Origin of the sequence: Streptomyces sp. NPDC059534, from assembly GCF_042743475.1 — a bacterium.
Lineage (GTDB): Bacteria > Actinomycetota > Actinomycetes > Streptomycetales > Streptomycetaceae > Streptomyces.
The window spans coordinates 52,383-74,844 of record NZ_JBHWAQ010000002.1 but is presented as its reverse complement, the minus strand read 5'-3'; the positions used below and the strand labels follow the sequence as shown (position 1 = coordinate 74,844).

Here is a 22,462-nt window from a genome sequence, read left to right as displayed (position 1 = left end):
GCTAGGCGGCGGCCGCGAAGGCGGGCTCGGCGTGCCTGTCGATCTGCTCGCCGGTGACGGCTTCGACGAGGGCGCAGACGAGGATCTCGGCGGCGTTCGGGGTGACGGCATTGCCGTACTGGCGGACCTTGTCGCGCTTGTTCCCGAGGACGATGTAGTCGTCGCTGAAGCTCATGGCCCGGCCGATCTCGTGGGGCTCGAGCATTCGGAAGAGAACGTCGTCGACCTGAATCTCGCCCCGGACCAGGGCGTACCGGTCGCGGGTCGTGAGCGCACCGATCGGCTCGTTCACGGATCGGGGTGCGCCGTTGCCGTAGTAGGGGACGAGCATGTGCTCCCAGGTGAGGAGCGACTGGTGGCCGGCCGTAGTCATGGTCCGGAACAGCTCCGCTGGCGTGGTGCAGTGCTCGCCGCCGTCGCCCTTGCTGCCGTTGTTGCGCATCACCATGGCCGCCGGGGCGACGAGCCCGTGGTGGTTGCCGGAGGCGGTTACGGTGGCGAGGGACTCGGACACGGACCGTGCGACTGACCCGCCACCGCGAAGCTCGGCAATGAACGGCAGCCAGGCGAGGCCCGTCTCGTTCCGGGTCGTCATGGCCCGAAGCGGACCGTGCGCGGAGGCAGCGTTCTTCCCCTCCCGTCCCTCGACGGGAACCATCAGCGGCGGCACCATCAGCGCGTCGTTCTCCCGCGTGGTGCGCGCCGGCATCGGCTCCGCCACGGATACGGCCGCGTCTCGCCACGTGCCGCCGGCGGGCACCATCATCGGCACCGGACGGGCGAACTTCTTCAGCCCTGCCTCGATGCGGGCGATCGTCTTGTCGGCGAGGGGCTTGGACCGGTCGCCGATCCGCTGACCGGGGATGGACCAGTCGATCGCGGCCGCCGCGGGGAGGGCCTCGGGCTCGACGATCTGGTTGCGGCAGGACGTGTTCGGGCAGCGGTAGACGTACTGCTGCCGGTAGCGGCCCATGTCGCGCTTCGGGTCCTTGAACACCTGCATCGCCTGCACGTGCCGGTCGCAGCCCGAGCACCAGGCCCGAGGGCGAAGCCACTTGTCCCAGTCGGGGGTCCGGCCGAGGGACTCGTGCCAGTAGCCGACGTACAGCCGGTCGCGGGACTGCGGTGCCCGGTGCACGGACCGCGGGTCGGCGTGCATGCTGTTGAGGGCGATGATTCGGGTGCGATAGCCGAGCTTGTGGATCTCGCCGATCCAGCGGTCCCACTGGTCCCAGGCGCGGACGTCGGTGACGTTCTCGACGATCCCGGCCTTGACGAGTCCGCCGCGCTCGATGACGCCGCGCAGGTACAGCGGGACTTCTTCCATGAGGGCCCGGGACTCTTCCTCGGCGGACGGCTCGTCGTCCTCATCGGTGGTGGCGAGGAGGTCGAGGAGGCTGCCCTGCATGGCGCTGGCGAAGTCCCGCTTCTTGCCCTTGGCGACGGACCAGTTCGTGCACTCCGGGGAGGCCCAGAAGATGTCGGTGACGGGCCAGTCCCACACGGGGGCCTTGCGGATGTCGCCCTGGTAGTGGCTGGTCTGCGGGAAGTTCGCGGCGTGCGATTCGATGGCGAGCCGCCAGTGGTTCGCGGCGCGTTCGACGCGGACACCGGGGACGGCGTGGACGCCCTGGCTGGATCCGCCGGCTCCACAGTTTCCGGTCCAGTGGACCAGGCCATTACGGCGGCACAGCCACGTTCCATGCTCCACCGTGGGGCACCACACGACTCCGGTGTAGGTGGTCCATTCGGCGACCGCCTGCCGCAAGGGCTTGGCGGTGACCCGCTCCAGGAGCGAGACCCGCCACATCGGGTAGACGGTGCCCTTGTGCTGCATCTCCCACCGGTGGATAGACGTTGCCCGGCCGGCCAGGATGGCGGCGAACTGGAACGCCTCAGCACGGTCCTTCCGGTTCTGCGACAGGGACGAGTCGCGCGCACCGTTCCTGACCCGGGTCGTCCCGTCGGCGAGCATCGACGACTCCACCAGGAGGTCAAGCTGCGCGGAGGTGAGCTTGAGCAGCCAGGCGGGGTCGAGGACGTGGTCGGGGGCAGCGGCGAGAATGGGTGCGGCTGCCGCGACATTGAGGCGCCAGTACCTGGTGCCCTCGTAGTCCGCGACGTTCCACGCCGGCTGTCCAACGCGGCGGCCGGCTCGGCCCATGGGCGGCCCGTAGAGCGCGGTCAGCGCCTTCTCGATCCGCTCGCACTTCCCGGGGTTGACCGACGGCGACTGCGACAGGTGCAGTCCACCGTTCGCGCGGTAGCTGCCCTCGGTCCACGCCCACCCGACGAGCTCGACCAGCGCGTCATCGTGCAGGCTGCGCTCGGGCAGCTCGAAGGGCGCGCTTCGGACGACCGACGACTCGAGGTTGAGCTGGTCGGAGGTGCGGATCTGCCACTGCTTCTGGCGTCCGGACGGAGTCCCGACGCGCTGCTGGACGGGCCAGCGGTGGCCGACGGTTACCAGAGCGGAGAGAGCCTTGCCCTCGATCTTCAGCATCTTCTCGTCGACCAGGTCGAAGATGTTCATCCGCTGGATCGGCACCCAGCGCGCCACTCCGTCGACGGTGCTGAGGCTGGCGACCAGGTCCCCCTCCGCGATCTGGTCGTAGCGGCGCCACCCACGAGCGGTGAAGATCTCGGTCTCGGTGTCGGTGCAAAACCAGTCCATGACGGTGAGAGCGTCGTTGTCGTGGAGGGCCATCAGGCGGCTTCCTTTCGGGGCTCGGGGTTGCGGAGCAGCTCCTGCTGAAGGTGGTTCCGGGTGATGTCGATGGGCACTTCGGCGGTCTGCTGCTCGGCGCGCCGGCGTGTGAGCTCGCGGGTGTGCTCGGTGTTGGCGGCGCGGCAGGCATCGCAGAAGGGGGTGCCCTTGCGGCTGTGGCGCTTGTAGCCGGCGCGGGTTCCGCAGCGGGCGGGCTCTCGCGGCTTTCGGGGCGGTCGGGGCGCTGCTTCCCGCTGGCGTGCCTGCTGGCGGTAGTGCCGGTCGCACAGGCCGCGCGCTTTCACGATGTCGTCGCATTCGTCTTCGCGGCATGCGCTGGATCCGCCGATGCCGTGCTCGAACTTCCAGCGTGCGATCTGCCGCTTGTCGACTCCGACCACCTGCGCTGTGGCGGCTTCGGTCCAGCCGGCCCGCACGAGGAGGAGGGTGGCGGTGAGGCGTTCTTCGGCGGTGAGCGTGGGCCTTGGGGTGTCGCCGGTGATGGCGCGTTCGATGGCGATCCAGTCGATGTCGCCGGTGGTCGTCGTGTCGGTGGGGAGAGGGGGTCGGGTGTGGATGGCGACGGCTCGCGTGGCCAGCAGGGGCCGGAGTGCTGCGGTCATCGGTCTTCCTCCTTCCGGGGCTGGCGTGCGGGGATTTGCCAGAGGGCCTGGCAGAGTTCAAGGGATTCGACGGCTTCGCGCATGCGCCGGATGGCCCGCCAGTCGTCGAGGTCGGCGAGGATCCGGAGGGCCGCGAGCTTTCGCCAGCAGTCCGCTTCCCGGCGCTTCCGGGACGTCATGCCGCGGCTCGTCGTGCTGCGGCGGTGCCCTTCCAGGTGCGAACCCCGGAGTGGTGCACGGTGGGGCGAGGGGAGGCCGCCCAGCCGGCGGTGCGGGTGTAGCCCTCCTCCTTCAGCCGGGTGGCGAGGCGGCCCCACATGTGGCTGTCGGGCGGTTCGGGGAGGCGGTGCTCTTCGGCTATCTCGGCGAAGGTGAAGGTGCGGCCGGACGCGGCGGCATCGATGTACTTCGGCCAGACCTGGGCGAGCCACGTCTCGTAGTCCTCGGCACGCTGGCGGCGGGCGGACTGCTCGGGGACGGTGCCGTCGAGCGCGGGCTGGATGGAGGTCATGACGTTGCCCCCGTTCCGCCCTGGCCGGTGATCTCGGCGGCGGTGATGCGGGCGGGCGGGAAGGCTTCGTCGCGGCTCATCTCGCCGCGCGAGACGGACTGGAAGATGACCTGGAGCTCGGCGACGTCGGACTCGTTCCAGTCGTCCCGAGGCTGGCCGATCTTCGTCTCCAGCTGAACAAGGGAGACGCCGACCCGGGCGTACTCGGTGATGGCCTGCTGGACGCGGGCCTCGAGGGCCGTGCCGTCGCCCGCGGCGAGGGTCTCCTTGCAGATCGCGATGGCCTCGGCCGTGTACCAGGCGGGCAGCATTGCGAAGATCGCTTCACGGAGCCGGCGGGCGCCGAGGTTGGCGTTATTTTCGTAGACGTCGCGAAGGTCCGTAAGGTCCTTCTTGCCCTTGCGGGTGTCGCGGGTGTGGGGAGCGATGAAGATCTGCGAGGAGCGGGAGTTGCGCTGCAGGTCCCAGGCGTAGGCGAGGATCTCGGACTGGCCCAGAGCCGTGTCGCGGGACAACTCCATCGTCCCGTGCTGCATGTTCCCGTAGATCAAAGCGAGTTCGCGGGCCAGGTGGATCGACGGGCCGCTGATGGTCTCGCCCGCCTTCGGGTAAGAGAAGAAAGCCTTCTCGGCGAGGGCGTACTGGCGGCACGCGAACCGCATCTCTGCCTGCGCGTTCTCGATGCTGCGCGGGTTCTGCTGGGCGATGAACACGGCGGCCTTGACCTCGGCCTCGGCGCGCGACATCTCGATCGCGGTCGACTGGCCGATACGGCTGGCGGGGCTGGTGACTGGGCTGTTCACAGGTAGGTCTCCTTGTCGCGGTTCTCGATCCAGCCGGGGAGGGCTACGTAGTTCGGCTCGTCGCCGTAGCCGGTCCACACGCCGCTGGCCATGCAGTCGGCGAAGATGTCGATGGCGGCCCGGTTCTTGGCGCGGCCGATCTCGCGGGCGAAGTAGTCGATGCCGATCACGTTCACGAGGTACGGGGGCTTCTTCTCCTGCACGATGAACAGGAGCTCGGTGTCCTCGCCGCCCAAGTCGAGGGCTTGCGCGGCCTCCTCGTACCAGGCGGCCTGCATGTTGTAGCCGTACTTGGCGATGGACTTCCGGAAGGCGTCCTCGCTGGCGTCGTCAGCCGTCTTGAAGTCGGGGATGATGAGCCGGCCCGCCTGGCGCTGGGGCAGCCAGTCGAAGCGAACGCGTCGCCGGATTCCGGTGGGCCCGTCGATCCAGAACCCGGACTGTTCGGGTGCCCCGTGGGCCGGGTCGAGGAGCGCGGCGGCGAGCGGGTTGGCTCGGAGCGCCTCGCCCATCGCCTTGATCATGTCGAGTTCGTGGCGCTTGAGCGGGATCCCACCGGCAGCCCGGATGGCGGCGACCTCGGCGCGGATGGCGTCGGTGTTCCACAGGTCGTGGTCGACGAGGACGAGCTCGGGGCCGTTGCCGAGGACTTCCTTGTGGGCGGCGTTGCCGTAGTCGAAGGTCTTGGTGGCGGGCTGGGGGTGGTCCTGTTCGTGGCGGAACTTGGCGGGGCAGGACGGCGGCAGGAGCTTCCGGGCGCCGGACGAGGACAGGCTGGTCTTGTCGGCGTGGTAAGCCTCGTTGGACAGGTCGTCGTGCAGGCCCAGTGCGGGAGCCCCTGCCGCCGCGGTCACTGCTGGCCGTCCTGGGTCTCGGCGCAGCCTTCGCAGTGGGTGCCGGTGTCGGTGCGGACGAAGGGTCCGTCGATGTCGCCGCAACGGGTGCAGGTGATCACGCGGCCACCTCGCCGCTGGTCGCGATGACCGTGAGGCGGTCGACGCCGTTGGGGTCGTACTGGATGGCGACGATGGCGGCCACGTATCCGGGGAAGCCGAGGGCGAGCTTGTCGCGGTTGCCGGGGTCGGCCATGTCGATGGCCTTGATGATCTGTTCGGTGAACCCGCCGGCCTGGTAGCCGCCGCGGCCGTAGTGGAAGAGGACGTGGTTCGCGACTTCCGGGGTGATGCTGTCCATCTGGGGCTCCTGAGGGTGTGGGGTGCCAGCCGCCCCGCGCTGGGGGCTTGGGGCGGCTGGCTGGCGCGGAGCTGGGGGTGGCTCGACGCGCCGGTCTATGGGTGGGGTTACGCCTTGGCCGTCTCGGGCTTCACGGCGGTCCACTGCTCGGCCTGCTCGTCGTAGACGACGTGAGGGTTGTCGTCGACGTGGAAGCCGATGTCAGCGCCCTTGGCCGCATTGAGGCCCGTCGCAAGGCGCTCGGCCCACTCCGGCGGCTGCTTCTCGCGATGGGCGGCCACGGCGTTCCTGTGCTCGTTCTCCCACTGCTGAGGGTCGTGGCCAGCCTGCTTGGCCGTGTCCCAGGCCCACTCGCCGATCTCGCCGGAGTCGAGCTGCTCGGCCGTGTCCTCGACGACCTGGCGTGCGGCCCGGGGGTCGACCTGGTGGAGAGCGTCCAGGTAGCGGAACGCGATCCAGTTGGCGACGGCGACACGGATGTACGCGAACCACAGGTCGCCGTCGGCGTGGTAGTCGACGTCGTGCAGGTCCCACGTGGCCCGGAGCACTTCGCGCAGGCTCTCTTCACCAGCAGCCGGGACGGTACGGACCGCGCCGGTGGCGGGCTGGTCCGGCTTGGGCATAGCCGTGTCCATCTCGACGCCCTTGCCGCCGGCAGCGAGCGTCCACTGCCACAGGTCGCGCGCCTTCTCGAACGTCTCAAGGCTGACCGGTCCGAGCCCCCTCGAGTCGGTGGGCATCACCGCGCCGATGAAGTCCTCCGAGACAAGCAGCGCGGCCTTCCTGTCCGCGGTGAGGCGGACGTGAAGGTAGCTCTCGGCGTTGCCGAACCGGGCGAGCATGCTGCTGTTGAAGGACGGGAACGGCTGCTCCTCGACCGCGTACTCGGTCATGGTGTGGATCAGGCCGCGCCAGTCGGGGAACTCCAGGCCGCAGTCGACGTTGACGCTGAACGTGGCCTGCGCGGAGTTGAAGGTGGCCACGTTGTCGTCGAGCTGGATGCCGATGTCGATGCCGCCCTTGTGTCCGGCCGTCCACTCGCGCAGGGCCTTCAGGCTGGTGCCGGGGATGGTGCAGGCCCACGGCTCCTGGGCGGTGTCGTCGTGGTTGAGCTTGTAGCGGGCGGCGGCGAGCGTGTACCGGTCGGAGGCGACGGCGTAGAGGTAGCGGCCGTCGACGTCGAGGCGGATGCCGTGGAGCGGCTTGATGGTCTCGTCGCCGATGTGGGCGATGGTCTTGTCGATCAGGAGGCCGAGCTGGTGGGCGTTGACGGTGATGCTCACGATGCTCCTTCTGGGATGCTTGGGTCGCGCCCCGTCGAATTCGCCTCGACGGGGCGTCCTGCGGGGTTGTGCCGCCGGGCCGGCGGGTCGGGTCACCGCTGGGCCCGGCGAGATCAGGCGGCGCGGGGGCCGGTGATGGGGAGGAGCATCTGCGCCTGGTGGCTGGCGGAGACCTCGGGGAAGCCGTGCTTGGCGACGATGTGGTCGGTCATGTCGTCGGCCGCGGCCCGGCTGGCGGTGACGTAGACGTGGTGCTGGCAGCTCGGCGCCGGGCAGCGGAGGTAGGCGCTCACGCCGACCTCCTCGCCCTCGGTACCGGGGCGTTGAGCTCCATCCCGGCGGCCGGTGAGAAGGGGACGGCGCCGACGACGGGCCACGTGGCGACCGTGGTGTCGGGCTCGTAGCCGCAGGAGCCCCAGCGGTCGGTGACCATCCAGCGGGACGGGTGCGGCGGGGACGGCCACAGGACGGCGAGCATGGTGCCCTGCGGGTTGCGACGGACGGAGCCGATCAGGTCGGGCAGGGCGGTCGGGACAGGCTTACGCACGGGATTTCCTCCAGAGGCGGTGGCCGATAGCCACGAAGGCGAGGGATGCGGCACCAACCGCGGCGAGCTGGATCCAGGCGCGGGTCACTGGGCACCCCGCACGTCGTCGGGGATCTCGGCGAATCCGGCGAGAATGTCGGCCCGCAGGCCCGGGTCGGTGATCCAGGCAGGGACGGTGGTCCGCGGTGCGAGGTCCAGGCCGGCGAGCAGCTGGTGACTGGCAGCCGCGGGGACTTCCGGCACCGACAGCAGCGGCGACAGGACATCCACCGTGGGGCGGATCATGAGACGGCCTGCTCGGCGACGTCGACGTGGCTGAGGCAGATGCCGCCGGCGTAGCCATCGACGGAGACGACGGGCTCGCCGTGGCCGAGCGTCCAGGCCGGGGTACGGGTGACCGTGTCGAGTCGTTCGGTGGGGTCCGTCTCCCCTCCGCAGACCAGGCCCGCCTTCATGCGCTCCTGGAACTTCTGAGCGATCGGGTCGTCGGGGCGGACGCCGGGGTAGGCGATGACACGGGTTCCGACCGGGTAGCGGGAGTTGAAGTCGTCGGCGGCCTGCTGACCCTTCCGCTTCTCCTCGTCCTTCTTCGCCTTGAGCTTGGCGGCCCTCGCCTGGTGCTTGGCCTCGATCTCGTCCCGGTGCTGCTCGATGATCTGCCGGGCGTCGTCGAGGGTGATGCCGGCGTCGAGGAGCGGCTGGCAGGGCCAGGCGATCGAGTAGTCCCAGGCGTCGTCGGGGGTGCAGTGGAGGCAGTAGAAGCCGCCGAAGATGAGCTCGTCCCAGTCGTGGAGCTTCAGGAGATCTGCGCGGTCGTCGGTCACGAGGCCCTCCCGGGGATCCAGTTCGGGTAGTCGGTGTCGGCGGAGCACAGCTCGGGGTGGCGGAGCAGGTAGATCGCGTCTCCGTCGGCGACGACCTCGTCCTCGTTGCCGAGGGCGGCGTGCCGGCGCTGGGAGTCGCGCAGTACGGCGATCTGCTGCTCGAGGGCGGCCTGCGTGACGTCCAGGCGGGCGATGTCGGCGGCGGTCATCACCAGCACCTGCCGATCTCGCGAAGGGACCCGGTCCGGTTGGCGACGGCTTCCTTCGGCTCGGATCCGCCGGCCGCCATGCTGGACAGCTGGACGACCCACTTGGTCCCGTCCTGCTCGACCGACTGGTCAATCCAGCCGTTGCCGCGAGCGTCGACGTAGACCCGGCGCCGCCGGTCCGACATGTCCTCGCGGGGCAGCACTTCGGCGATCGCTCCGCGGATGAAGCGCGCGTTGACCTCGTCGCCGCGCTGGTCGAGCTCCTGCAGGATGACCCGGAGGGCTTTCTCCGCCGGGTCCAGCGGCAGGCCCTCGTGGTGCTCGGAGCGGGCCAGCCAGTTGATGAGCTCGTACTGGGCGCCGAGGGCCTCGGATCCCGGGTCGCTGTGGTCCTGGATGAAGTGCTCGTGAGAGGCGGCCACACGGTGGGCCCGGCTCGCCAGCTCGGCCAGCTGGCCCTTCAGGGCCTCGATCTCGCGGGCCATGTCGTTGGCGGCGAGGGTCACGTTCCTCAACTCGGCGCTCATCGCGACTCACCCCGCTGCTGCGGGACGGAGGGGAGGAGCCCGATCACGGTGGCGCAGTAGCTGGAGTGCAGCAGCTGGCCCGCGTCCAACTCCGGTCCGTCGATGCAGGTGCAGCCAGACGCCTTGCGGTGCGCGTCGCGCTCGGCCTCCAGCTCGGCAATCCGGCACCACGGGCAGGCGTGGGCGTACTCGGAGTCGATCAGCCAGTCGGAGTGAATCCCCTTCGGGCACTGCTGCGGGCTGAGCCGCTCGTAGCTCTCCAGCTCGGCAGCCTGCTCGGCCAGCGCCTCGGTGATGGCGAGGTCGACTGCACGCGCAGCGGTCTCGAAGTGGGAGGCGCCCCCGCTGCGGAGCATGAGCAGCAGCTCTTCACGGCGCGTCGGGTCCTGGCGGGCACTCACATCGCACCTCGCACGACGAGTCGCGGGTCGTAGGTGCCGAGCACCTTGTTGGCGCGGGCCAGGCAGGCGAGCGTGTCCTCGCGGTCGGCGGCGTCCTCGGCCCAGGCCAGCGGCCGGTAGGCCCGCATCTCACGCCGGGCACCCTCCACGTCCGACATGGCCTGGCGAACCGGCTCTGGGGTGGAGTCGAGGACGAGCAGCCTGACCTTCATCGGCATCGGGACGGGCGTCAGGGGGAGGGTGATCACGCCGCCACCTCCGTCCAGACCGTGGAGGGGAGCTGCCGGCTGTACACGAGGGCCGTCGGGCTCTCCTGGGCGGCGGCCTCCGTGATGGCCTTCTGATTCCGGCCGATCTGGACGATCAGCACGTTCGGGCCGTCGACGTCCTCGAAGGGGATGGCGACACCGAACTCGACGATGTCGCCGGGGGACTGGGATACTCGGGACACGGGGTCCTCTTCTCTCTCGCAGGTTGCATGCGGTGGAGGGGTGGATCTCGAAGGGCTGGCCGTCGGGCTCTGACCTCCGGCGGCGGCCCGCATACCGCGCTAGGCGGCGGGGGCGAGGCGGCTTTCGGCGGGGCGCATCGAGTGCTCGGCGTCGGCGGCAGCCGCTTCGTGGGCGGCAACGGCCTCGTCGCCGCGCTGGTCGTTGAACCGGTCGATCCACTCGATCCGGGCCGCGAGCCTCTTGCCGATCAGGACGGCCGGAGGGCCTTCGCCCCGCATGCGCCACTTGCGCCACGTGCTGTAGGTGATGCCGAGGCGGCTGGCGATTCCGCGCTGAATCCGGCCATCGTGGTCGCGGTAGTCCTGGGCCCAGACGAATCCCTCGGGCGGGGGCGGGACCGTGAGCTTTCGGTTCGTGGGCACTTGGTGCCTTTCTGACTGGGGGCTGGGAGCCCCTGACGGGTCTGTCACTTCTCAGGAGCCACGCTGTTCTGATTCGGAGACGCGGGCGGCGCGAAGAGGACCAGGAGGGCTACCCCGAGGACCTCCGCGGTCGCCTGGGCGTCCTCGGATTCGAGGTCGTCACGTTCGCCGGTCAGCAGGTGGCCGATGAGCGAGGGGTGGCGACCGATCGCGGTGGCGAGAGCTCGTATCGAGAAGGGGACTCCTCGACCGGGGTGGTCCATGACCCACCGGAGGATCTCTTTGCTGCGGAGTTCATAGCGCACTCTCACCGTCTCCCGATCGGAACAGTTCGGCTCTCGGTGAGAACATAGAAGCACATCGGATCCGCAGCGTCTACCGATCCGAACGGCCGGATGTGAAGTTTTCGCCAAGTCGCCACGGCGGTAGCATCAACTTGTAGACGCTTCGTCTTCGAAGCGAGAAGGTTGTACGGCCTGACCTGCAATTTGCTGGATCAGGACGGTCCAGACGAGAGACACCCGTTGTGAACGAGATCCGAGGAGAACGCGGCATGGAGGCGTCAGCCCCCGAGCAGAACCGCACTACCCCCTCGCACGACATCCCCGACAGCCTTGCCCGGGACATGGATCGCGACGCCCTGTCCCAGCTGGTCCGCACCGTCAACGACGACGGCCGCGGCGTCTCCTACCAGGAGATGGAAGACCGAGCCACGGCTGCCGGCCTGAAACTCTCCAAGCCGTACTTCCAGAAGATGGCCACCAATGCCGTCACCACGGCCCCCACGCCCGAGCGGCTGAAAGCCCTGGCCGCCGGGCTGCAGAAGCCGCTTGCCGTCGTGCAGCGGGCCGCCGCCATCCAGTACCTGGAGTACGAGGCGACCGAGTTGGCCGGCTACGACGACGACATCCGCGTGATCGTGGCCCACCTCGCGGGCATGGGCCGTTCCGAGCGGCGGCGATGGCAGGCGATGATCGAGGCCGACGAGCGGGCCAAGCGCGACGAAGGCTGAGGCAGACCGGCACGGGGTGCCTCTGGATACGGATCGGATCGGATCGGCGACGGACCGTTGTGGACCGGTCAAGGTGGCGATATCTTGCCGGTTCAAGCCCATTCGTACCAGGGGACCCCCATACCCTGCGCGGCCCCACGGGGGTGGATCTGTGCTGTCCGTCACCTATGCGCTCGAAGATCTTCCGGAGGATGCACCCGTTCGCGTCAAGGAAGGGCGGGGGTGGGTCCACTACGAACTCTCCCGCGGCCTGTTCGTACCCGAGGGGGTGGCCGCCCTCAACTCTGCTACCGAGCTGATCATCGCTGGGGGACAGTGGTTCCAGCTATGGAGAGGTGAAGTCGTCCGCTTCAACTCGCCGGAACTGGAAGGAGTCCCCCATGCCCGGGTACATCGAGGACCGCTGGTTTAAGAAGGGTCCGCCCGACCCGCTAACCGGCCGGTCGACGCGCGTCAAGACAGCGCGAAGCGGCCAGGGGAAGCGATGGCGTGTCGCCGGCATCCCCGGCGTGCGGGACCGCTCGTTCGAGAAGGAAGCCCAGGCGAAGGCATGGCTGAAGGCGTCCGCCACTGACGCCAGCCGGGGAACGTTCTACGACCCACGCGACGGCAACATGCCGCTCGAGGAATACGTGCGCGTCCACTGGTGGCCGCACCTACGGAAGCCGCCGACGACCAAGCAGTCGATGAAGCCCCGGGTCTTCAAACACATCATTCCGCACGTTGGGCACCTGCCGCTGAACCGCATCGGCCACGACGAGATTCGCGCCTGGCTCACGCGCGTTGAGCAGGACATCGACGTCAGCACGGTCCGCACGACGTGGCGCCACTTCTCTTCGATCCTGCAAGCCGCGCACAAGGCCAAGAGGATCCCCGAGAACCCGTTCCGCGACGAAGATCTCTCGCCTCCTGCCGCACCGCCTTCGAGAGCCAAGGCGTGGCCTCGGGAGACCGCCGCCGCGGTGCGGGCGGAGCTGGGCTCGAGGTACGGCATCCTGCTGGACCTCGGCGCCGCGGCCGGCCTGCGCCAGGGAGAGTGCTTCGGCCTCTCGCCGGACGACATTGTCGGCGAGGAAATCAGTATTCAGCGGCAGATCGTCATCGTTGCCGGCCGCCTCGCCTTTGCTCCCCCGAAGGGCAACAAGACGCGCCTCGCGCCCTGTCCGCCGGAGCTCGCGGAGGCTATCAAGGAGTACGCGAACGTGCATCCGACGATGGAGGTGACGCTGCCGTGGGTTGACCCGGACAGGCCGAATCTTGAGTGGGACAAGCGGCCCCTACGAACGGTGCGTCTTCTGGTGACCACGTCCCGGAAGGGTGCCATCAGCCGCAAGACGTTCGACGAGAAGACCTGGAAGCCGGCGCTCGTTCGCGCCGAGGTGATCGCGGAGCCCGAGGTCGAGCGCGTCGACAGGCCGAGCCAGAGGCCGCTGATCCGGACGCGGTGGCACATGCCGCGTGAGGATGGCTTTCACGTGACGCGTCATACGTTCGCCAGCGTGGTGCTTGCCGAGGGCGAGACGATCACGCAGCTCGCTGCCTGGCTGGGTCACTCGGATCCTGCCTTCACGCTGAGGACCTACGTGCACTTCATGCCGAAGTCGGGGAAGCGCGCCATGGTGGCCCTGGGGTCATGGGTGTCTCAGGTCGCGTCTTCCGACTCCAATCCTCCCCAGATTCTCCCCAGCGGAGCACCTGAGGAAGAGGAAGCCCCCTAAGCCCCAGGTCAGGGGCTTAGGGGGCAGACGAGCCGGGCTGTACGCCGGGTTCTGTGCCCCGGGACCTCGCGGTCGTCGGGGCGACGGCCATCCATCTAGGACCGGCGTTGCCGCCGGCCTCCTGCGGTCTACCCGCGGACTCGGGCGAGCAGCCCTCGAACATCCGCGCAGGGACACCGGGGTGTCCCCTCTTGACCTTGCTCCGAGTGGGGTTTACCTAGCCGCCTGAGTCACCTCAGGCGCTGGTGGTCTCTTACACCACCGTTTCACCCTTACCGGGGACCGAAGTCCCCGGCGGTCTGTTTTCTGTGGCACTGTCCCGCGGGTCACCCCGGGTGGCCGTTAGCCACCACCCTGCTCTGTGGAGCCCGGACGTTCCTCGGGGGGATCCGGAGATCCTCACGCGGCCGCCCGCCCGGCTCGTCTGCCGTGCCGCCCATGCTACCCGCCGATCCGGAAGCCGCTTGACCTTGCCGCTGCGTCAGGGTTTCTACTGGGCGCATGCGTATCGGCGAGATCGCCGCGCTGGTCGGGGTCACTCCCCGGGCCGTGCGGCACTACCACCAGTCGGGGTTGCTGCCCGAGCCCGCGAGGCGGGCGAACGGGTATCGCGACTACGGGGTGCGGGACGCGGTCCTGCTCGCGCGGATCCGGCGGCTGACCGAGCTGGGGATCGGACTCGACGAGGTGCGGGTGGTGCTGGCGGACGACGAGGGGCGGGGGCTCGTGGAGGTGCTGGAGGAGCTGGCGGAGGACCTGGCACGGCAGGAGGCGGTGATCAGGCGGCGGCGGGAACGCCTCGCGGTGCTCCTCGCGGAGGCGCGGGCCGGGCGGCTGCCCGCCGAGGGGCCGGTGTCGCCGGAGCTCACGGCGCTGCTCGCGGGTCTGGGCGAGCTGCCCGAGTCGCCGATGGCGGCGAAGGACCGGGAGATCCTGGCGCTGCTCGACGTCGTCGTGCCCGAGGAGGAGCGGGCCCGGTTGATGGGGCTGATCGGGGGGACGGCGGAGCACGCGCGCGAGGTGTACCCGCTGCTCGACGCGCTCGCCGGGGCGGAGCTTGACGACCCGCGGGTCGCGGAGGCGGCCCGGGTGCTCGCCGCCTGCCTGCCGGACGAGCTGGGGGTGGAGATCCCGGCCGCCGGGCCGGGTGACGGTTCCTCCGACGCCTCCCTCGCCGAGACTTTCTTCGCGGACCTCGCCCCGGCCCAGTCGGCGGCCGTCCGCCTGGCGATCCGTCTGGTGCGGGAACGCGGGGAGGGCGGACGCCGGGAGAACGAGCACGGGGAGGCCGGACACAGGGGGAACGAGCACGGGGAGACCGAACGCGGGGCGACCGGGCACAAGGAGAACGAGCGCGGGGAGCGGGAGCTGTGACGGATCCGTATGGGACCGCCGGGGATCCCGGGGGCCGTTCCCGGCCCCTCCGGTTCCTGCGTCTCGTCGCCTACGCGGCCCTGCCCGCCGAGGTCGTGCTGGCCGTCCTGGTCGTCGGCGGGGTGCGGATACCCGGGGCCGTGGGGGCCGTGGGCGAGCTCGTCGTGGTCGGGCTGCTGCTCGCCGAGGGGCTGGCGTACCTGCGGCTGCGGCGCCGGGGGGCGTCGCGCCGGGCGGCCGTGGCCGAGCTGGTGCCCGAGCCGGTGCTGCGGCTCGTGGGGCACGAGTTGCGCCTGATGGCGAGCCTGGGGCGGTGGGTGGCGCGGCGGCCGCACGGGGTGGCCGGCGCGGACGGGGTGTTCCCGCACGCGCGTGACCAGGCGGCGCTGATGTACGGCTTCGCGTTCGTGTGCGTGGTCGAGACGGTCGGGATGTCGTATCTGCTCGCCGCCTGGCCGCTGGTGCACGCGGTGGTGCTCGTGCTGGACGTCTACACGGTGCTGTTCGTGCTGGGGCTGCACGCCGCGTCCGCGACCCGCCCGCACACGCTCACCGGGGACGCCGTGCGGCTGCGGCAGGCCGCGCACGTCGACGTGCGGGTCCCGCTGGACCGGATCGCGGCCGTCCGCCACGAGTCGCGCTTCTCCCACGAGAAGGCCGAGGGCGAGCTGAACCTCGCCGTCGGCTCGCAGACCTCCGTCACGATCGAGCTGGCCGAACCGGTCGACGCGCCCCGGCTGCTCGGCGCGCCCCGGCCGGTGACCGTCGTCCGTGTCCACGCGGACGACCCGCGGGAGCTCGTACGGGCGCTCACACGGGCGCGAACAGCACTTTCGCCGATCCCGGTTCCGCCGCCGCCAGCCTGACCCGCAGCCATTCCCCCAGCGGGAGGGGGGAGCCGCCGCCCTCGATCCGGGCGACGACCGCCGGGTCGTCGAGGTGGACGGTGCCGACGGCGGGTTCGCGCTCCTTCACGTCGATCACGTACGCGTCGAAGATCTCGCCGATCCGGTCCCGCAGGAGCGCCGCCTCGACGATGTCGACGCTCTCCCGCTCGACGGTGTTGGCGCGGCGCGAGCCGGCGGCCATCTCGTCGGGGAGGGCGGGCAGGGCGGCCCGTACCCACTCGGGCGGCTCGTTCCCGGCGACCGCGGACAGGCACAGTTCGCCCGCGTACCGGTCGACGAGCCGGCGCAGCGGCGCGGTGCAGTGGGTGTACTCGTCGGCGACGGCGGCGTGCACGGCGGGGGTGGGGACGTGGCCGTCGGTGAAGACGGTGTACCCGGCGCCGCGCAGCAGGGTCGTGCACTCCTGGAGGAAGGCGGCGTGGCGCGGGTCGGAGGGGTCGGCGGAGCGGACGACGTCCGCGTACGAGACGTGGTGCGGCCAGTCGACGCCGAGGGCCTGCGCGGAGCGGCGGAGGCGGGCGACGGCGCCGTCGGGGGCGGTGGGGAGGGTGCGCAGGATGCCGGTGCCGGCGGCGGTCATGAGGTCGGCGGCGGCCATGCCGGTGAGCAGGGAGATCTGGGCGTTCCAGGCGTCGGCGGGGAGCGGGGCCCGGTAGGCGAGCGAGTAGGTGTGGTCGGTCTCGACGATCTCCTGTTCGGGGGCGCTCAGGGAGATCCCGCCGCGTTCGGCTTCGAGGGCTTCGCGGAGCCGCCCGATGTCCCGGAGCAGGGCCAGCGGTTCCTCGGCCGTGCCGTCGTCGATCCGCCGCTGGGCGCCCGCGTAGTCGAGTTTGGCGCGGCTGCGGACGAGGGCGCGGCGGACGTCGGTGGCGACCCTGCGGCCCTGGGCGTCGAGGTCGATGCGCCAGAGCAGGGCGGGGCGGGGTTCGCCGGGGAGGAGGCTGGCGGCTCCCTCGGAGAGGACGGCGGGGTGGAGGGGGACCTTGCCGTCGGGGAAGTAGAGGGTGAGGACCCGCCGGTGGGCCTCGGCGTCCAGCGCGCCGCCGGGGGTGACGAAGGCGGCGACGTCGGCGATGGCGTAGTGGACGCGGTAGCCGCCGTCGGCCCTGCGGGCCAGGTGCATGGCCTGGTCGAGGTCGGTGGAGGTCGGCGGGTCGATGGTGAAGAACGGCAGGTCCGTGGCGTCGTACGCGGGGAGCCGGGGGGCCTTGGCGGCGGCCTCGGCCTCGGCCAGGACGGCGGGTGGGAACTCCTCGGGGATCGCGAGCTCGGTACGCAGTGCGCGCAGGGCGGCCCGCAGCGGAGCCTCGGCTGCGCCGGTCACGTGGATGTGGCGGCGGGGCATGGACCGAGCGTATGGCCGGGCCGGGGGTGCGGCATGTCGAAGCCGTGCGGGCGCGCGCCGGGGAAGCGCGGGGCACACGGCGGGGAAGCTCGGGGCGGGGAGGGGTCGCGCACCTCGTACGCTGGACGGCCGGGGCCGCACCCCCGTTTCCGTACGTACGAAGGAGAACCGCCGTGCTCGTGCTGTTGCCGCCCTCCGAAGGCAAGGCGTCCTCGGGGCGCGGGGCGCCGCTCAAGCCGGAGTCGCTGTCCCTGCCGGGGCTCGCGGAGGCGCGGGCGGCGGTCCTGGACGAGCTGGTCGAGCTGTGCGCCGCCGACGAGGAGAAGGCGCGCGAGGTGCTGGGCCTGAGCGAGGGGCTGCGCGGCGAGGTCGCGAAGAACGTGGAGCTGCGGACGGCGGGCGCGCGGCCGGCCGGGGAGATCTACACGGGCGTGCTGTACGACGCGCTGGGTCTGGCGACCCTGGACGCGGCGACCCGGAAGCGGGCGGGGCGCTCCCTGCTCGTCTTCTCGGGGCTGTGGGGCGCGGTGCGGGTCACGGACCGCATCCCGTCGTACCGCTGCTCGATGGGGGTCAGGCTGCCGGGCCTCGGCGCGCTGGGCGCCCACTGGCGGAACTCCATGGCGTCCGTGCTGCCCGAGGCGGCCGGCGACGGGCTCGTCCTCGACCTGCGTTCGTCGGCGTACGCGTCGGCGTGGAAGCCGAAGGGCGAGGTGGCGGCGCGGACCGCGACCGTACGGGTGCTCCACGCGCCGACCCGCAAGGTCGTCAGCCACTTCAACAAGGCGACGAAGGGCCGGATCGTCCGGAGTCTGCTGGAGGCCGGCGCGGAGCCGGGTTCGCCGGCGGAGCTGACGGGGGCGCTGCGCGATCTGGGGTACGTGGTGGAGGACGGCGGGAAGGCGGGGGCGCTGGACGTCCTGGTGGACGAGATCCACTGACTTCCGTTGCACCCTCCGCAACGACCGTTGCGGGTGACGTTCGCCATGGGCAGGATGAGGCCCATGACGAGCGTGTTCGGCCTTGCCCCGGAAGCCCCTGACGTCCCCGTCGTCCCCGTGGTCGTGATCGAGGACGCCGCCGACGCCGTACCCCTGGCCCGCGCCCTCGTCGCGGGCGGACTGCCGCTGATCGAGGTCACCCTGCGCACCCCGGCGGCGCTCGACGCCGTCCGGGCGATCGCGGCCGAGGTGCCGGAGGCGGTCGTCGGCGCGGGCACGGTCGTCTCCGCGGCCGGCGTCGCGGACGCCGTCGGCGCCGGGGCCCGGTTCCTGGTGAGCCCGGGGTGGACCGAGCGGCTGCTCGGCGCGATGCGGGAGTCGGGCGTGCCGTTCCTGCCGGGCGTCTCGACGGCCTCGGAGGTCGTCGCCCTCCTCGAACACGGGGTGCGGGACATGAAGTTCTTCCCCGCCGAGGCCGCCGGCGGCGTCCCGTACCTGAAGTCCCTCTCCGGCCCGCTCCCCCAGGCCCGCTTCTGCCCCACCGGCGGCATCTCCCTCGCCTCCGCCCCCGCCTACCTCGCCCTCCCGAACGTCGGCTGCGTCGGCGGTACGTGGATGCTCCCGCCCGACGCCCTCGCGGCCCGCGACTGGGCCCGGGTCGAGTCCCTCGCACGGGGGGCGGCGGCGCTGGGACGGGGGCTCGCGGTGCCCGTCAGCGGGTGAGGCGGGTGAACTCCACGGCGAGGTGGTCGGTCACCGGGCGGTAGCCGAGACGCCGATAGAGGGCGTTGCTGGTGGGGTTGGAGAGGTCGGTGAAGAGCAGGACGTGGGAGGCGCCGGAGGCGAGGGCGGTACGGCCGACGGCGGCGGTGGCACCGGCCGCGTAGCCGTGGCCCCGCTCGGCGGGCGGGGTGTAGACGAGGTGGACGCGGGCCTGGCCCTCGATCGCGCGGGAGACGGCGGCCATCGAGACCGGGCGGCCGTCGGGCCCCTCCCAGAGGTGCAGCCGTCCCTCGGAGATCCGTTCGGCGACGAAGCCGGTGTAGTCCGCGGCGGGCTCGTCCCCGACGGCCACCACGAACTCCCTCGCCCAGGCGGCGACGAGCGGCACGTCCGCCCCGGTGGCGGTCCGGCCGCGCCCGGCCGGGGCGGGGTCCGGCGGGGTCGGTTCGCCGAGCCGGAAGAGCCGCAGCCGTGTGGTGACCGTCCAGGGACGTGCGGACGCCCGCGCGTACGCCTCGACCGCCGCCGTCTCGCCGCGCAGCACGGCCGGCTCCTCCCCCGCCGGGAGGCCGAGGGCGCGGCGGGCGCGGCCCGGGAGGGCGACGGCGTCGGCCGGGCGGGCCAGGGCGCGGGCCGCCTCCTCCGTCGTCGCGCCGAGGTCGAGGGCGCCGGACCGGGAGAGCGCGAGCACGCCGGTGACGCTGCCGGCGGGCTCGGTCCACCAGCCGAGCCGGTCCGCGCGGTCCATCAGGGTCAGCACGGCGGTGTTGCGGGCGGGCTCGGCGGCGAGGTGCCGCGCGGCGGCCGCGCGGAACGCAGTGGGGTCCTCGGTGAAGTGCCAGGTCATGACGGGATGGTGGTACGGGGCGGGACCCCGCGCCACCCGTTTGTCCGCCTGACGCTCCCTCAGGCCCGCAGGTGGGACGTGTCGTTGAGGAGGCGCACGGACGCGTTGCCGTCGGCGTAGTAGGCGACGGCGGAGATCGAGGCCGCCGACAGCTCCATCCGGAACAGCGACTCCGGCGGGGCGCCGAGCGCCAGCCGGACCAGGGTCTTGATCGGCGTGACGTGGGTGACGAGGAGGACGGTCCGGCCCGCGTACGCGGCGGCCAGCCGGTCCCGGGTCGCCGCCACGCGCCGGGCGACGGTCGCGAAGCTCTCGCCCCCGCCGGTCGGCGCGGCCTTCGGCGAGGCCAGCCAGGCGTCGAGATCCGCCGGGTACCGCTCGCGGGCCTCTCCGAACGTCAGCCCCTCCCAGGCGCCGAAGTCCGTCTCCCGCAACCCCTGCTCGATCCGTACGTCGAGCCCGAGCCGGGCGGCCACGGCGGCCGCCGTCTGGCGGCAGCGGGTGAGCGGCGAGCTGACGATCTCCTGGATCGTGCCCCGCGCGGCGAGCGCCTCGGCGACGGCCTCCGCCTGCCGCAGCCCGGCCGCCGACAGTTCCGGATCGCTGCCCCCGCTTCCCGAGAACCGCTTCTCGGGCGTGAGCGCCGTCTCGCCGTGCCGCAGCAGCACGAACGTCGCCGGAGCCCCCATGTCGGGCCCGGCCCAGCCCTGCCGGGCGGCGGGAGCGGCGGCCTGCGGCGGCTCGGCGGCGGCGCCGGTCGTCGGCGCGGCGGGCTCCGAGTGGACCACGGCGGACGCCTCGGCCTCGAAGTCGCCGGTCGCCTCCGCGTGCGCGGCCGAGGCCAGGGAGGCGCGGGCCTGGGCCGCCAGTACCTCGTCGGGGGCGAACAGGCCGTCGTCGGCTCGCCCGGCGGTCCCGGAAGCCGTCGGCGCGGAAGTCGTCGGCGCGGAGGCCGTCGCCAGCGCCGCGCGCGCCCGGGCCGCGCCCGCCGTGGCATCGCCGGGGGGTCCCGCCGGGGGCGGGGCCGCGGCGTTGCGGGCGGCGGAGGCGTCGAGGCCGGCCGTCGACCCGGAGGGTTCCCACTGGCGGCCGCGCTTGCCCGCGTCCATCGCCTCGTTGGCGAGGCGGTCGGCGTGCTTGTTGCGCTCGCGGGGGATCCACTCGTAGCGGACCCGGCCCGCCGGGAAGACCCGGCCGGCCTCGGCCGCCAGCGGCTTCATGTCCGGGTGCTTGATCTTCCAGCGGCCGGACATCTGCTCGACGACCAGCTTGGAGTCCATGCGGACGTGGACGGCGGCGTCCGGGAAGAGTTCCCGGGCCGCCTTCAGGCCCGCCACCAGGCCCTTGTACTCGGCGACGTTGTTCGTCGCCACGCCGATGTACTCGGCCGCCTCCGCGAGCGTCTCGCCCGTCACCGGGTCGAGGACGACCGCCCCGTATCCGGCGGGCCCCGGGTTGCCCCGGGAGCCGCCGTCCGCCTCGACGATCAGCTCACGCGAAGACGTCATTACAGACCGGACTCCGAGGTGCGGACGAGGATGCGGCGGCAGTTCTCGCACCGGACGACCGTGTCCTTGGCCGCGGCGCGGACCTCGTTGAGCTCGGTGATGTTGAGCTCGATGTGGCAGCCCTCGCACTTGCGCTGGTACAGCCGGGCCGCGCCGACGCCGCCCTGCTGCTCGCGGAGCTTCTCGTACAGCTTCAGGAGGTCGGCCGGGACGGAGCCCGCGACGAGCGCGCGCTCCTTGGTGACCGTGGCGGCCTCGGCGTCCAGCTCGCCCTCGGCGGCGTCGCGGCGGGTGGTGGCGTCGTCGCTCTTGGCCTGCACGGCGGAGACGCGCTCGGTGAGCTCGCCGACGCGCTCCTGGAGGGACTCGCGGCGCTCCATGACCTCCAGGACGATCTCCTCGAGGTCGCCCTGGCGCTTGGCGAGCGAGACGATCTCGCGCTGGAGGTTCTCCAGGTCCTTCGGGGAGGACACGGCGCCGGAGTCGAGCCGCTGCTGGTCGCGGGCGGCACGCTGGCGGACCTGGTCGACGTCCTGCTCGGCCTTGGTCTGCTCGCGGCCGCAGTCGCTCTCCTCGGTCTGCGCGGCGACGAGCAGGTCACGCAGCTGGGTGAGGTCCTTGGTCAGCGACTCGATCTCGGCGTGCTCGGGCAGCGAGCGGCGCTTGTGGGCGAGCTGCTGGAGTCGCACGTCCAGGCCCTGGACGTCGAGGAGGCGGATCTGGTCGGCGGGCGCGGCGTTCAGTTGGGGGCTCCAGGGGAGGTGTGGTGGGAGGACCAGGGGTCGGTGACCGTCTTCGAGACGTGGACGCGCAGGTCCCAGCCGTGGCGGTCGGAAATCTCGTCGAGCTGGGCGGCGGCCTGCTCGCACCAGGGCCATTCGGTGGCCCAGTGGGCGGCGTCGACCAGGCCCAGCGGGCCGGACGACGTGTGCGCGGCCTGGGTGGCCTCGGAGACCGGGTGGTGGCGCAGGTCGGCGGTGAGGAAGGCGTCCACGCCCGCGGCCCGTACGGCGTCGAAGAGGCTGTCGCCCGAGCCGCCGCTGACGGCGACCCGGCGCAGGATCATGGCCGGGTCGCCGGCGACCCGGATGCCCTGCGCGGTGGCGGGCAGCCGCTTGGCGGCGCGGGCGGCGAACTCGGCGAGGGTCTCGGGGTGGTCGAGCTCGCAGATGCGGCCGAGGTTGCTCTCGGGCACGAGGGGGCCGGTGACCCGGAGGTCGAGCGCGCCGGCGAGGGCGTCGGAGACGCCGGGGTCGGCGGTGTCGGCGTTGGTGTGCGCGACGTGGAGGGCGATGTCGTGCTTGATGAGGCGGTGCACGACGCGGCCCTTGAAGTGGCCGGCCGCGACGGTCGTCGTCCCGCGCAGGTAGAGCGGGTGGTGGGTGACGATCAGGTCGGCGCCGAGGGCGATCGCCTCGTCGGCGATCTCCTGGACGGGGTCGACGGCGAAGAGCACGCGGGCGACCTCGGCGTCGGGGTCGCCGCAGACCGTGCCGACGGCGTCCCACGACTCGGCTCGCTCTGGTGGCCAGAGGGCGTCGAGCTCGGCGATGACTTCAGACAGACGGGGCACGAGGGAAAGG

The 22,462-nt window shown here is 71.8% G+C and carries 30 protein-coding genes and 1 other RNA gene; 6 read left to right on the top strand and 25 right to left on the bottom strand.

Features of this window, described 5'->3' with window-relative positions:
• Nucleotide 1: 1 nt before the first annotated feature.
• The 19 genes from ACFVZH_RS02495 to ACFVZH_RS02405 form a co-directional block, all read right to left on the bottom strand.
• Nucleotides 2-2,707, bottom strand: coding sequence for a DNA cytosine methyltransferase (locus ACFVZH_RS02495; protein ID WP_384891945.1), 2,706 nt, complete (start codon nucleotides 2,705-2,707; stop codon nucleotides 2-4).
• Nucleotides 2,707-3,330, bottom strand: a complete 624-nt coding sequence (locus ACFVZH_RS02490; RefSeq protein WP_384891943.1) for a hypothetical protein — start codon at nucleotides 3,328-3,330, stop codon at nucleotides 2,707-2,709. Before ACFVZH_RS02490 ends, ACFVZH_RS02495 begins: the two co-directional genes overlap by 1 nt.
• On the bottom strand, nucleotides 3,327-3,509 hold the full coding sequence (locus tag ACFVZH_RS02485) for a hypothetical protein (RefSeq protein ID WP_384891940.1): 183 nt from the start codon (nucleotides 3,507-3,509) through the stop codon (nucleotides 3,327-3,329). The genes ACFVZH_RS02490 and ACFVZH_RS02485 overlap by 4 nt, the downstream gene beginning before the upstream one ends.
• Nucleotides 3,506-3,841, bottom strand: a complete 336-nt coding sequence (locus ACFVZH_RS02480) for a hypothetical protein (protein ID WP_384891937.1) — start codon at nucleotides 3,839-3,841, stop codon at nucleotides 3,506-3,508. The genes ACFVZH_RS02485 and ACFVZH_RS02480 overlap by 4 nt, the downstream gene beginning before the upstream one ends.
• Entirely contained in the window at nucleotides 3,838-4,644 is an 807-nt protein-coding gene (locus tag ACFVZH_RS02475) for a hypothetical protein (protein WP_384891934.1), read from the bottom strand. The genes ACFVZH_RS02480 and ACFVZH_RS02475 overlap by 4 nt, the downstream gene beginning before the upstream one ends.
• The gene (locus tag ACFVZH_RS02470; protein WP_384891931.1) at nucleotides 4,641-5,498 is read right to left on the bottom strand and encodes a PD-(D/E)XK nuclease-like domain-containing protein; all 858 of its coding nucleotides are present in this window, start codon (nucleotides 5,496-5,498) and stop codon (nucleotides 4,641-4,643) included. The genes ACFVZH_RS02475 and ACFVZH_RS02470 overlap by 4 nt, the downstream gene beginning before the upstream one ends.
• 97 nt (nucleotides 5,499-5,595) lie before the next feature.
• A complete protein-coding gene (locus ACFVZH_RS02465; RefSeq protein ID WP_384891928.1) occupies nucleotides 5,596-5,838 on the bottom strand; it encodes a hypothetical protein in 243 nt (80 codons plus the stop codon).
• 107 nt (nucleotides 5,839-5,945) lie between these two features.
• Nucleotides 5,946-7,121 carry a hypothetical protein gene (locus tag ACFVZH_RS02460; protein ID WP_384891925.1) on the bottom strand — a complete coding sequence of 392 codons (1,176 nt, stop codon included), beginning with the start codon at nucleotides 7,119-7,121 and terminating at the stop codon, nucleotides 5,946-5,948.
• 113 nt (nucleotides 7,122-7,234) lie between these two features.
• Nucleotides 7,235-7,414, bottom strand: a complete 180-nt coding sequence (locus ACFVZH_RS02455; RefSeq protein ID WP_384891922.1) for a hypothetical protein — start codon at nucleotides 7,412-7,414, stop codon at nucleotides 7,235-7,237.
• Nucleotides 7,411-7,668, bottom strand: coding sequence for a hypothetical protein (locus ACFVZH_RS02450; protein ID WP_384891919.1), 258 nt, complete (start codon nucleotides 7,666-7,668; stop codon nucleotides 7,411-7,413). Before ACFVZH_RS02450 ends, ACFVZH_RS02455 begins: the two co-directional genes overlap by 4 nt.
• A gap of 84 nt (nucleotides 7,669-7,752) precedes the next feature.
• Nucleotides 7,753-7,953 carry a hypothetical protein gene (locus tag ACFVZH_RS02445; RefSeq protein WP_384891917.1) on the bottom strand — a complete coding sequence of 67 codons (201 nt, stop codon included), beginning with the start codon at nucleotides 7,951-7,953 and terminating at the stop codon, nucleotides 7,753-7,755.
• Nucleotides 7,950-8,492, bottom strand: a complete 543-nt coding sequence (locus ACFVZH_RS02440) for a hypothetical protein (protein WP_384891914.1) — start codon at nucleotides 8,490-8,492, stop codon at nucleotides 7,950-7,952. Before ACFVZH_RS02440 ends, ACFVZH_RS02445 begins: the two co-directional genes overlap by 4 nt.
• A complete protein-coding gene (locus ACFVZH_RS02435; RefSeq protein ID WP_384891912.1) occupies nucleotides 8,489-8,701 on the bottom strand; it encodes a hypothetical protein in 213 nt (70 codons plus the stop codon). The genes ACFVZH_RS02440 and ACFVZH_RS02435 overlap by 4 nt, the downstream gene beginning before the upstream one ends.
• A complete protein-coding gene (locus ACFVZH_RS02430; RefSeq protein ID WP_384891910.1) occupies nucleotides 8,701-9,228 on the bottom strand; it encodes a hypothetical protein in 528 nt (175 codons plus the stop codon). Before ACFVZH_RS02430 ends, ACFVZH_RS02435 begins: the two co-directional genes overlap by 1 nt.
• Nucleotides 9,225-9,629: a hypothetical protein gene (locus tag ACFVZH_RS02425; protein WP_384891908.1), complete on the bottom strand. Its 405-nt coding sequence runs from the start codon at nucleotides 9,627-9,629 to the stop codon at nucleotides 9,225-9,227. Before ACFVZH_RS02425 ends, ACFVZH_RS02430 begins: the two co-directional genes overlap by 4 nt.
• Complete coding sequence (locus tag ACFVZH_RS02420) at nucleotides 9,626-9,877, bottom strand: hypothetical protein (protein ID WP_384891906.1); 252 nt, start codon at nucleotides 9,875-9,877, stop codon at nucleotides 9,626-9,628. Before ACFVZH_RS02420 ends, ACFVZH_RS02425 begins: the two co-directional genes overlap by 4 nt.
• The gene (locus tag ACFVZH_RS02415) at nucleotides 9,874-10,080 is read right to left on the bottom strand and encodes a hypothetical protein (RefSeq protein ID WP_384891904.1); all 207 of its coding nucleotides are present in this window, start codon (nucleotides 10,078-10,080) and stop codon (nucleotides 9,874-9,876) included. The genes ACFVZH_RS02420 and ACFVZH_RS02415 overlap by 4 nt, the downstream gene beginning before the upstream one ends.
• A gap of 99 nt (nucleotides 10,081-10,179) precedes the next feature.
• On the bottom strand, nucleotides 10,180-10,503 hold the full coding sequence (locus tag ACFVZH_RS02410; protein ID WP_384891902.1) for a hypothetical protein: 324 nt from the start codon (nucleotides 10,501-10,503) through the stop codon (nucleotides 10,180-10,182).
• Nucleotides 10,504-10,547: 44 nt separating this feature from the next.
• Nucleotides 10,548-10,766: a hypothetical protein gene (locus ACFVZH_RS02405; protein ID WP_384891900.1), complete on the bottom strand. Its 219-nt coding sequence runs from the start codon at nucleotides 10,764-10,766 to the stop codon at nucleotides 10,548-10,550.
• A 290-nt stretch (nucleotides 10,767-11,056) separates the two neighbouring features.
• On the opposite strand from ACFVZH_RS02405, the gene ACFVZH_RS02400 reads away from it, so the two are divergent.
• Nucleotides 11,057-11,515: a hypothetical protein gene (locus ACFVZH_RS02400; RefSeq protein ID WP_384891898.1), complete on the top strand. Its 459-nt coding sequence runs from the start codon at nucleotides 11,057-11,059 to the stop codon at nucleotides 11,513-11,515.
• Between the two features lie 380 nt (nucleotides 11,516-11,895).
• Nucleotides 11,896-13,233, top strand: a complete 1,338-nt coding sequence (locus ACFVZH_RS02395) for a tyrosine-type recombinase/integrase (protein WP_384891895.1) — start codon at nucleotides 11,896-11,898, stop codon at nucleotides 13,231-13,233.
• Between the two features lie 24 nt (nucleotides 13,234-13,257).
• Here ACFVZH_RS02395 and rnpB read toward each other — a convergent pair.
• Nucleotides 13,258-13,656: RNase P RNA component class A (gene rnpB, locus ACFVZH_RS02390), an RNA gene on the bottom strand.
• A 78-nt stretch (nucleotides 13,657-13,734) separates the two neighbouring features.
• Between rnpB and ACFVZH_RS02385 the strand changes: the two genes are divergently transcribed.
• Together ACFVZH_RS02385 and ACFVZH_RS02380 are read left to right on the top strand one after the other, a co-directional pair.
• On the top strand, nucleotides 13,735-14,607 hold the full coding sequence (locus ACFVZH_RS02385) for a MerR family transcriptional regulator (protein WP_384891893.1): 873 nt from the start codon (nucleotides 13,735-13,737) through the stop codon (nucleotides 14,605-14,607).
• Entirely contained in the window at nucleotides 14,604-15,473 is an 870-nt protein-coding gene (locus ACFVZH_RS02380) for a hypothetical protein (RefSeq protein ID WP_384891890.1), read from the top strand. Before ACFVZH_RS02385 ends, ACFVZH_RS02380 begins: the two co-directional genes overlap by 4 nt.
• On the opposite strand, the gene ACFVZH_RS02375 is transcribed toward ACFVZH_RS02380, so the two are convergent.
• The gene (locus ACFVZH_RS02375) at nucleotides 15,418-16,860 is read right to left on the bottom strand and encodes an RNB domain-containing ribonuclease (RefSeq protein ID WP_384891887.1); all 1,443 of its coding nucleotides are present in this window, start codon (nucleotides 16,858-16,860) and stop codon (nucleotides 15,418-15,420) included. The two genes, ACFVZH_RS02380 and ACFVZH_RS02375, sit on opposite strands and share 56 nt — an antisense overlap.
• A 173-nt stretch (nucleotides 16,861-17,033) precedes the next feature.
• On the opposite strand from ACFVZH_RS02375, the gene yaaA reads away from it, so the two are divergent.
• Together yaaA and eda are read left to right on the top strand one after the other, a co-directional pair.
• A complete protein-coding gene (yaaA, locus tag ACFVZH_RS02370; protein WP_384891884.1) occupies nucleotides 17,034-17,801 on the top strand; it encodes a peroxide stress protein YaaA in 768 nt (255 codons plus the stop codon).
• A 63-nt stretch (nucleotides 17,802-17,864) separates the two neighbouring features.
• Entirely contained in the window at nucleotides 17,865-18,524 is a 660-nt protein-coding gene (gene eda / locus ACFVZH_RS02365) for a bifunctional 4-hydroxy-2-oxoglutarate aldolase/2-dehydro-3-deoxy-phosphogluconate aldolase (protein WP_384891881.1), read from the top strand.
• Here eda and ACFVZH_RS02360 read toward each other — a convergent pair.
• From ACFVZH_RS02360 to ACFVZH_RS02345, 4 genes are read right to left on the bottom strand one after another with little or no spacing between them, the layout of a single operon-like run.
• On the bottom strand, nucleotides 18,514-19,371 hold the full coding sequence (locus tag ACFVZH_RS02360; protein ID WP_384891878.1) for a GNAT family N-acetyltransferase: 858 nt from the start codon (nucleotides 19,369-19,371) through the stop codon (nucleotides 18,514-18,516). The two genes, eda and ACFVZH_RS02360, sit on opposite strands and share 11 nt — an antisense overlap.
• A 59-nt stretch (nucleotides 19,372-19,430) precedes the next feature.
• Nucleotides 19,431-20,879 carry a bifunctional RNase H/acid phosphatase gene (locus ACFVZH_RS02355; protein WP_384891876.1) on the bottom strand — a complete coding sequence of 483 codons (1,449 nt, stop codon included), beginning with the start codon at nucleotides 20,877-20,879 and terminating at the stop codon, nucleotides 19,431-19,433.
• Entirely contained in the window at nucleotides 20,879-21,622 is a 744-nt protein-coding gene (locus ACFVZH_RS02350) for a zinc ribbon domain-containing protein (RefSeq protein WP_384892915.1), read from the bottom strand. The genes ACFVZH_RS02355 and ACFVZH_RS02350 overlap by 1 nt, the downstream gene beginning before the upstream one ends.
• A complete protein-coding gene (locus ACFVZH_RS02345; RefSeq protein WP_384891873.1) occupies nucleotides 21,619-22,452 on the bottom strand; it encodes a Nif3-like dinuclear metal center hexameric protein in 834 nt (277 codons plus the stop codon). The genes ACFVZH_RS02350 and ACFVZH_RS02345 overlap by 4 nt, the downstream gene beginning before the upstream one ends.
• Nucleotides 22,453-22,462: the final 10 nt, after the last annotated feature.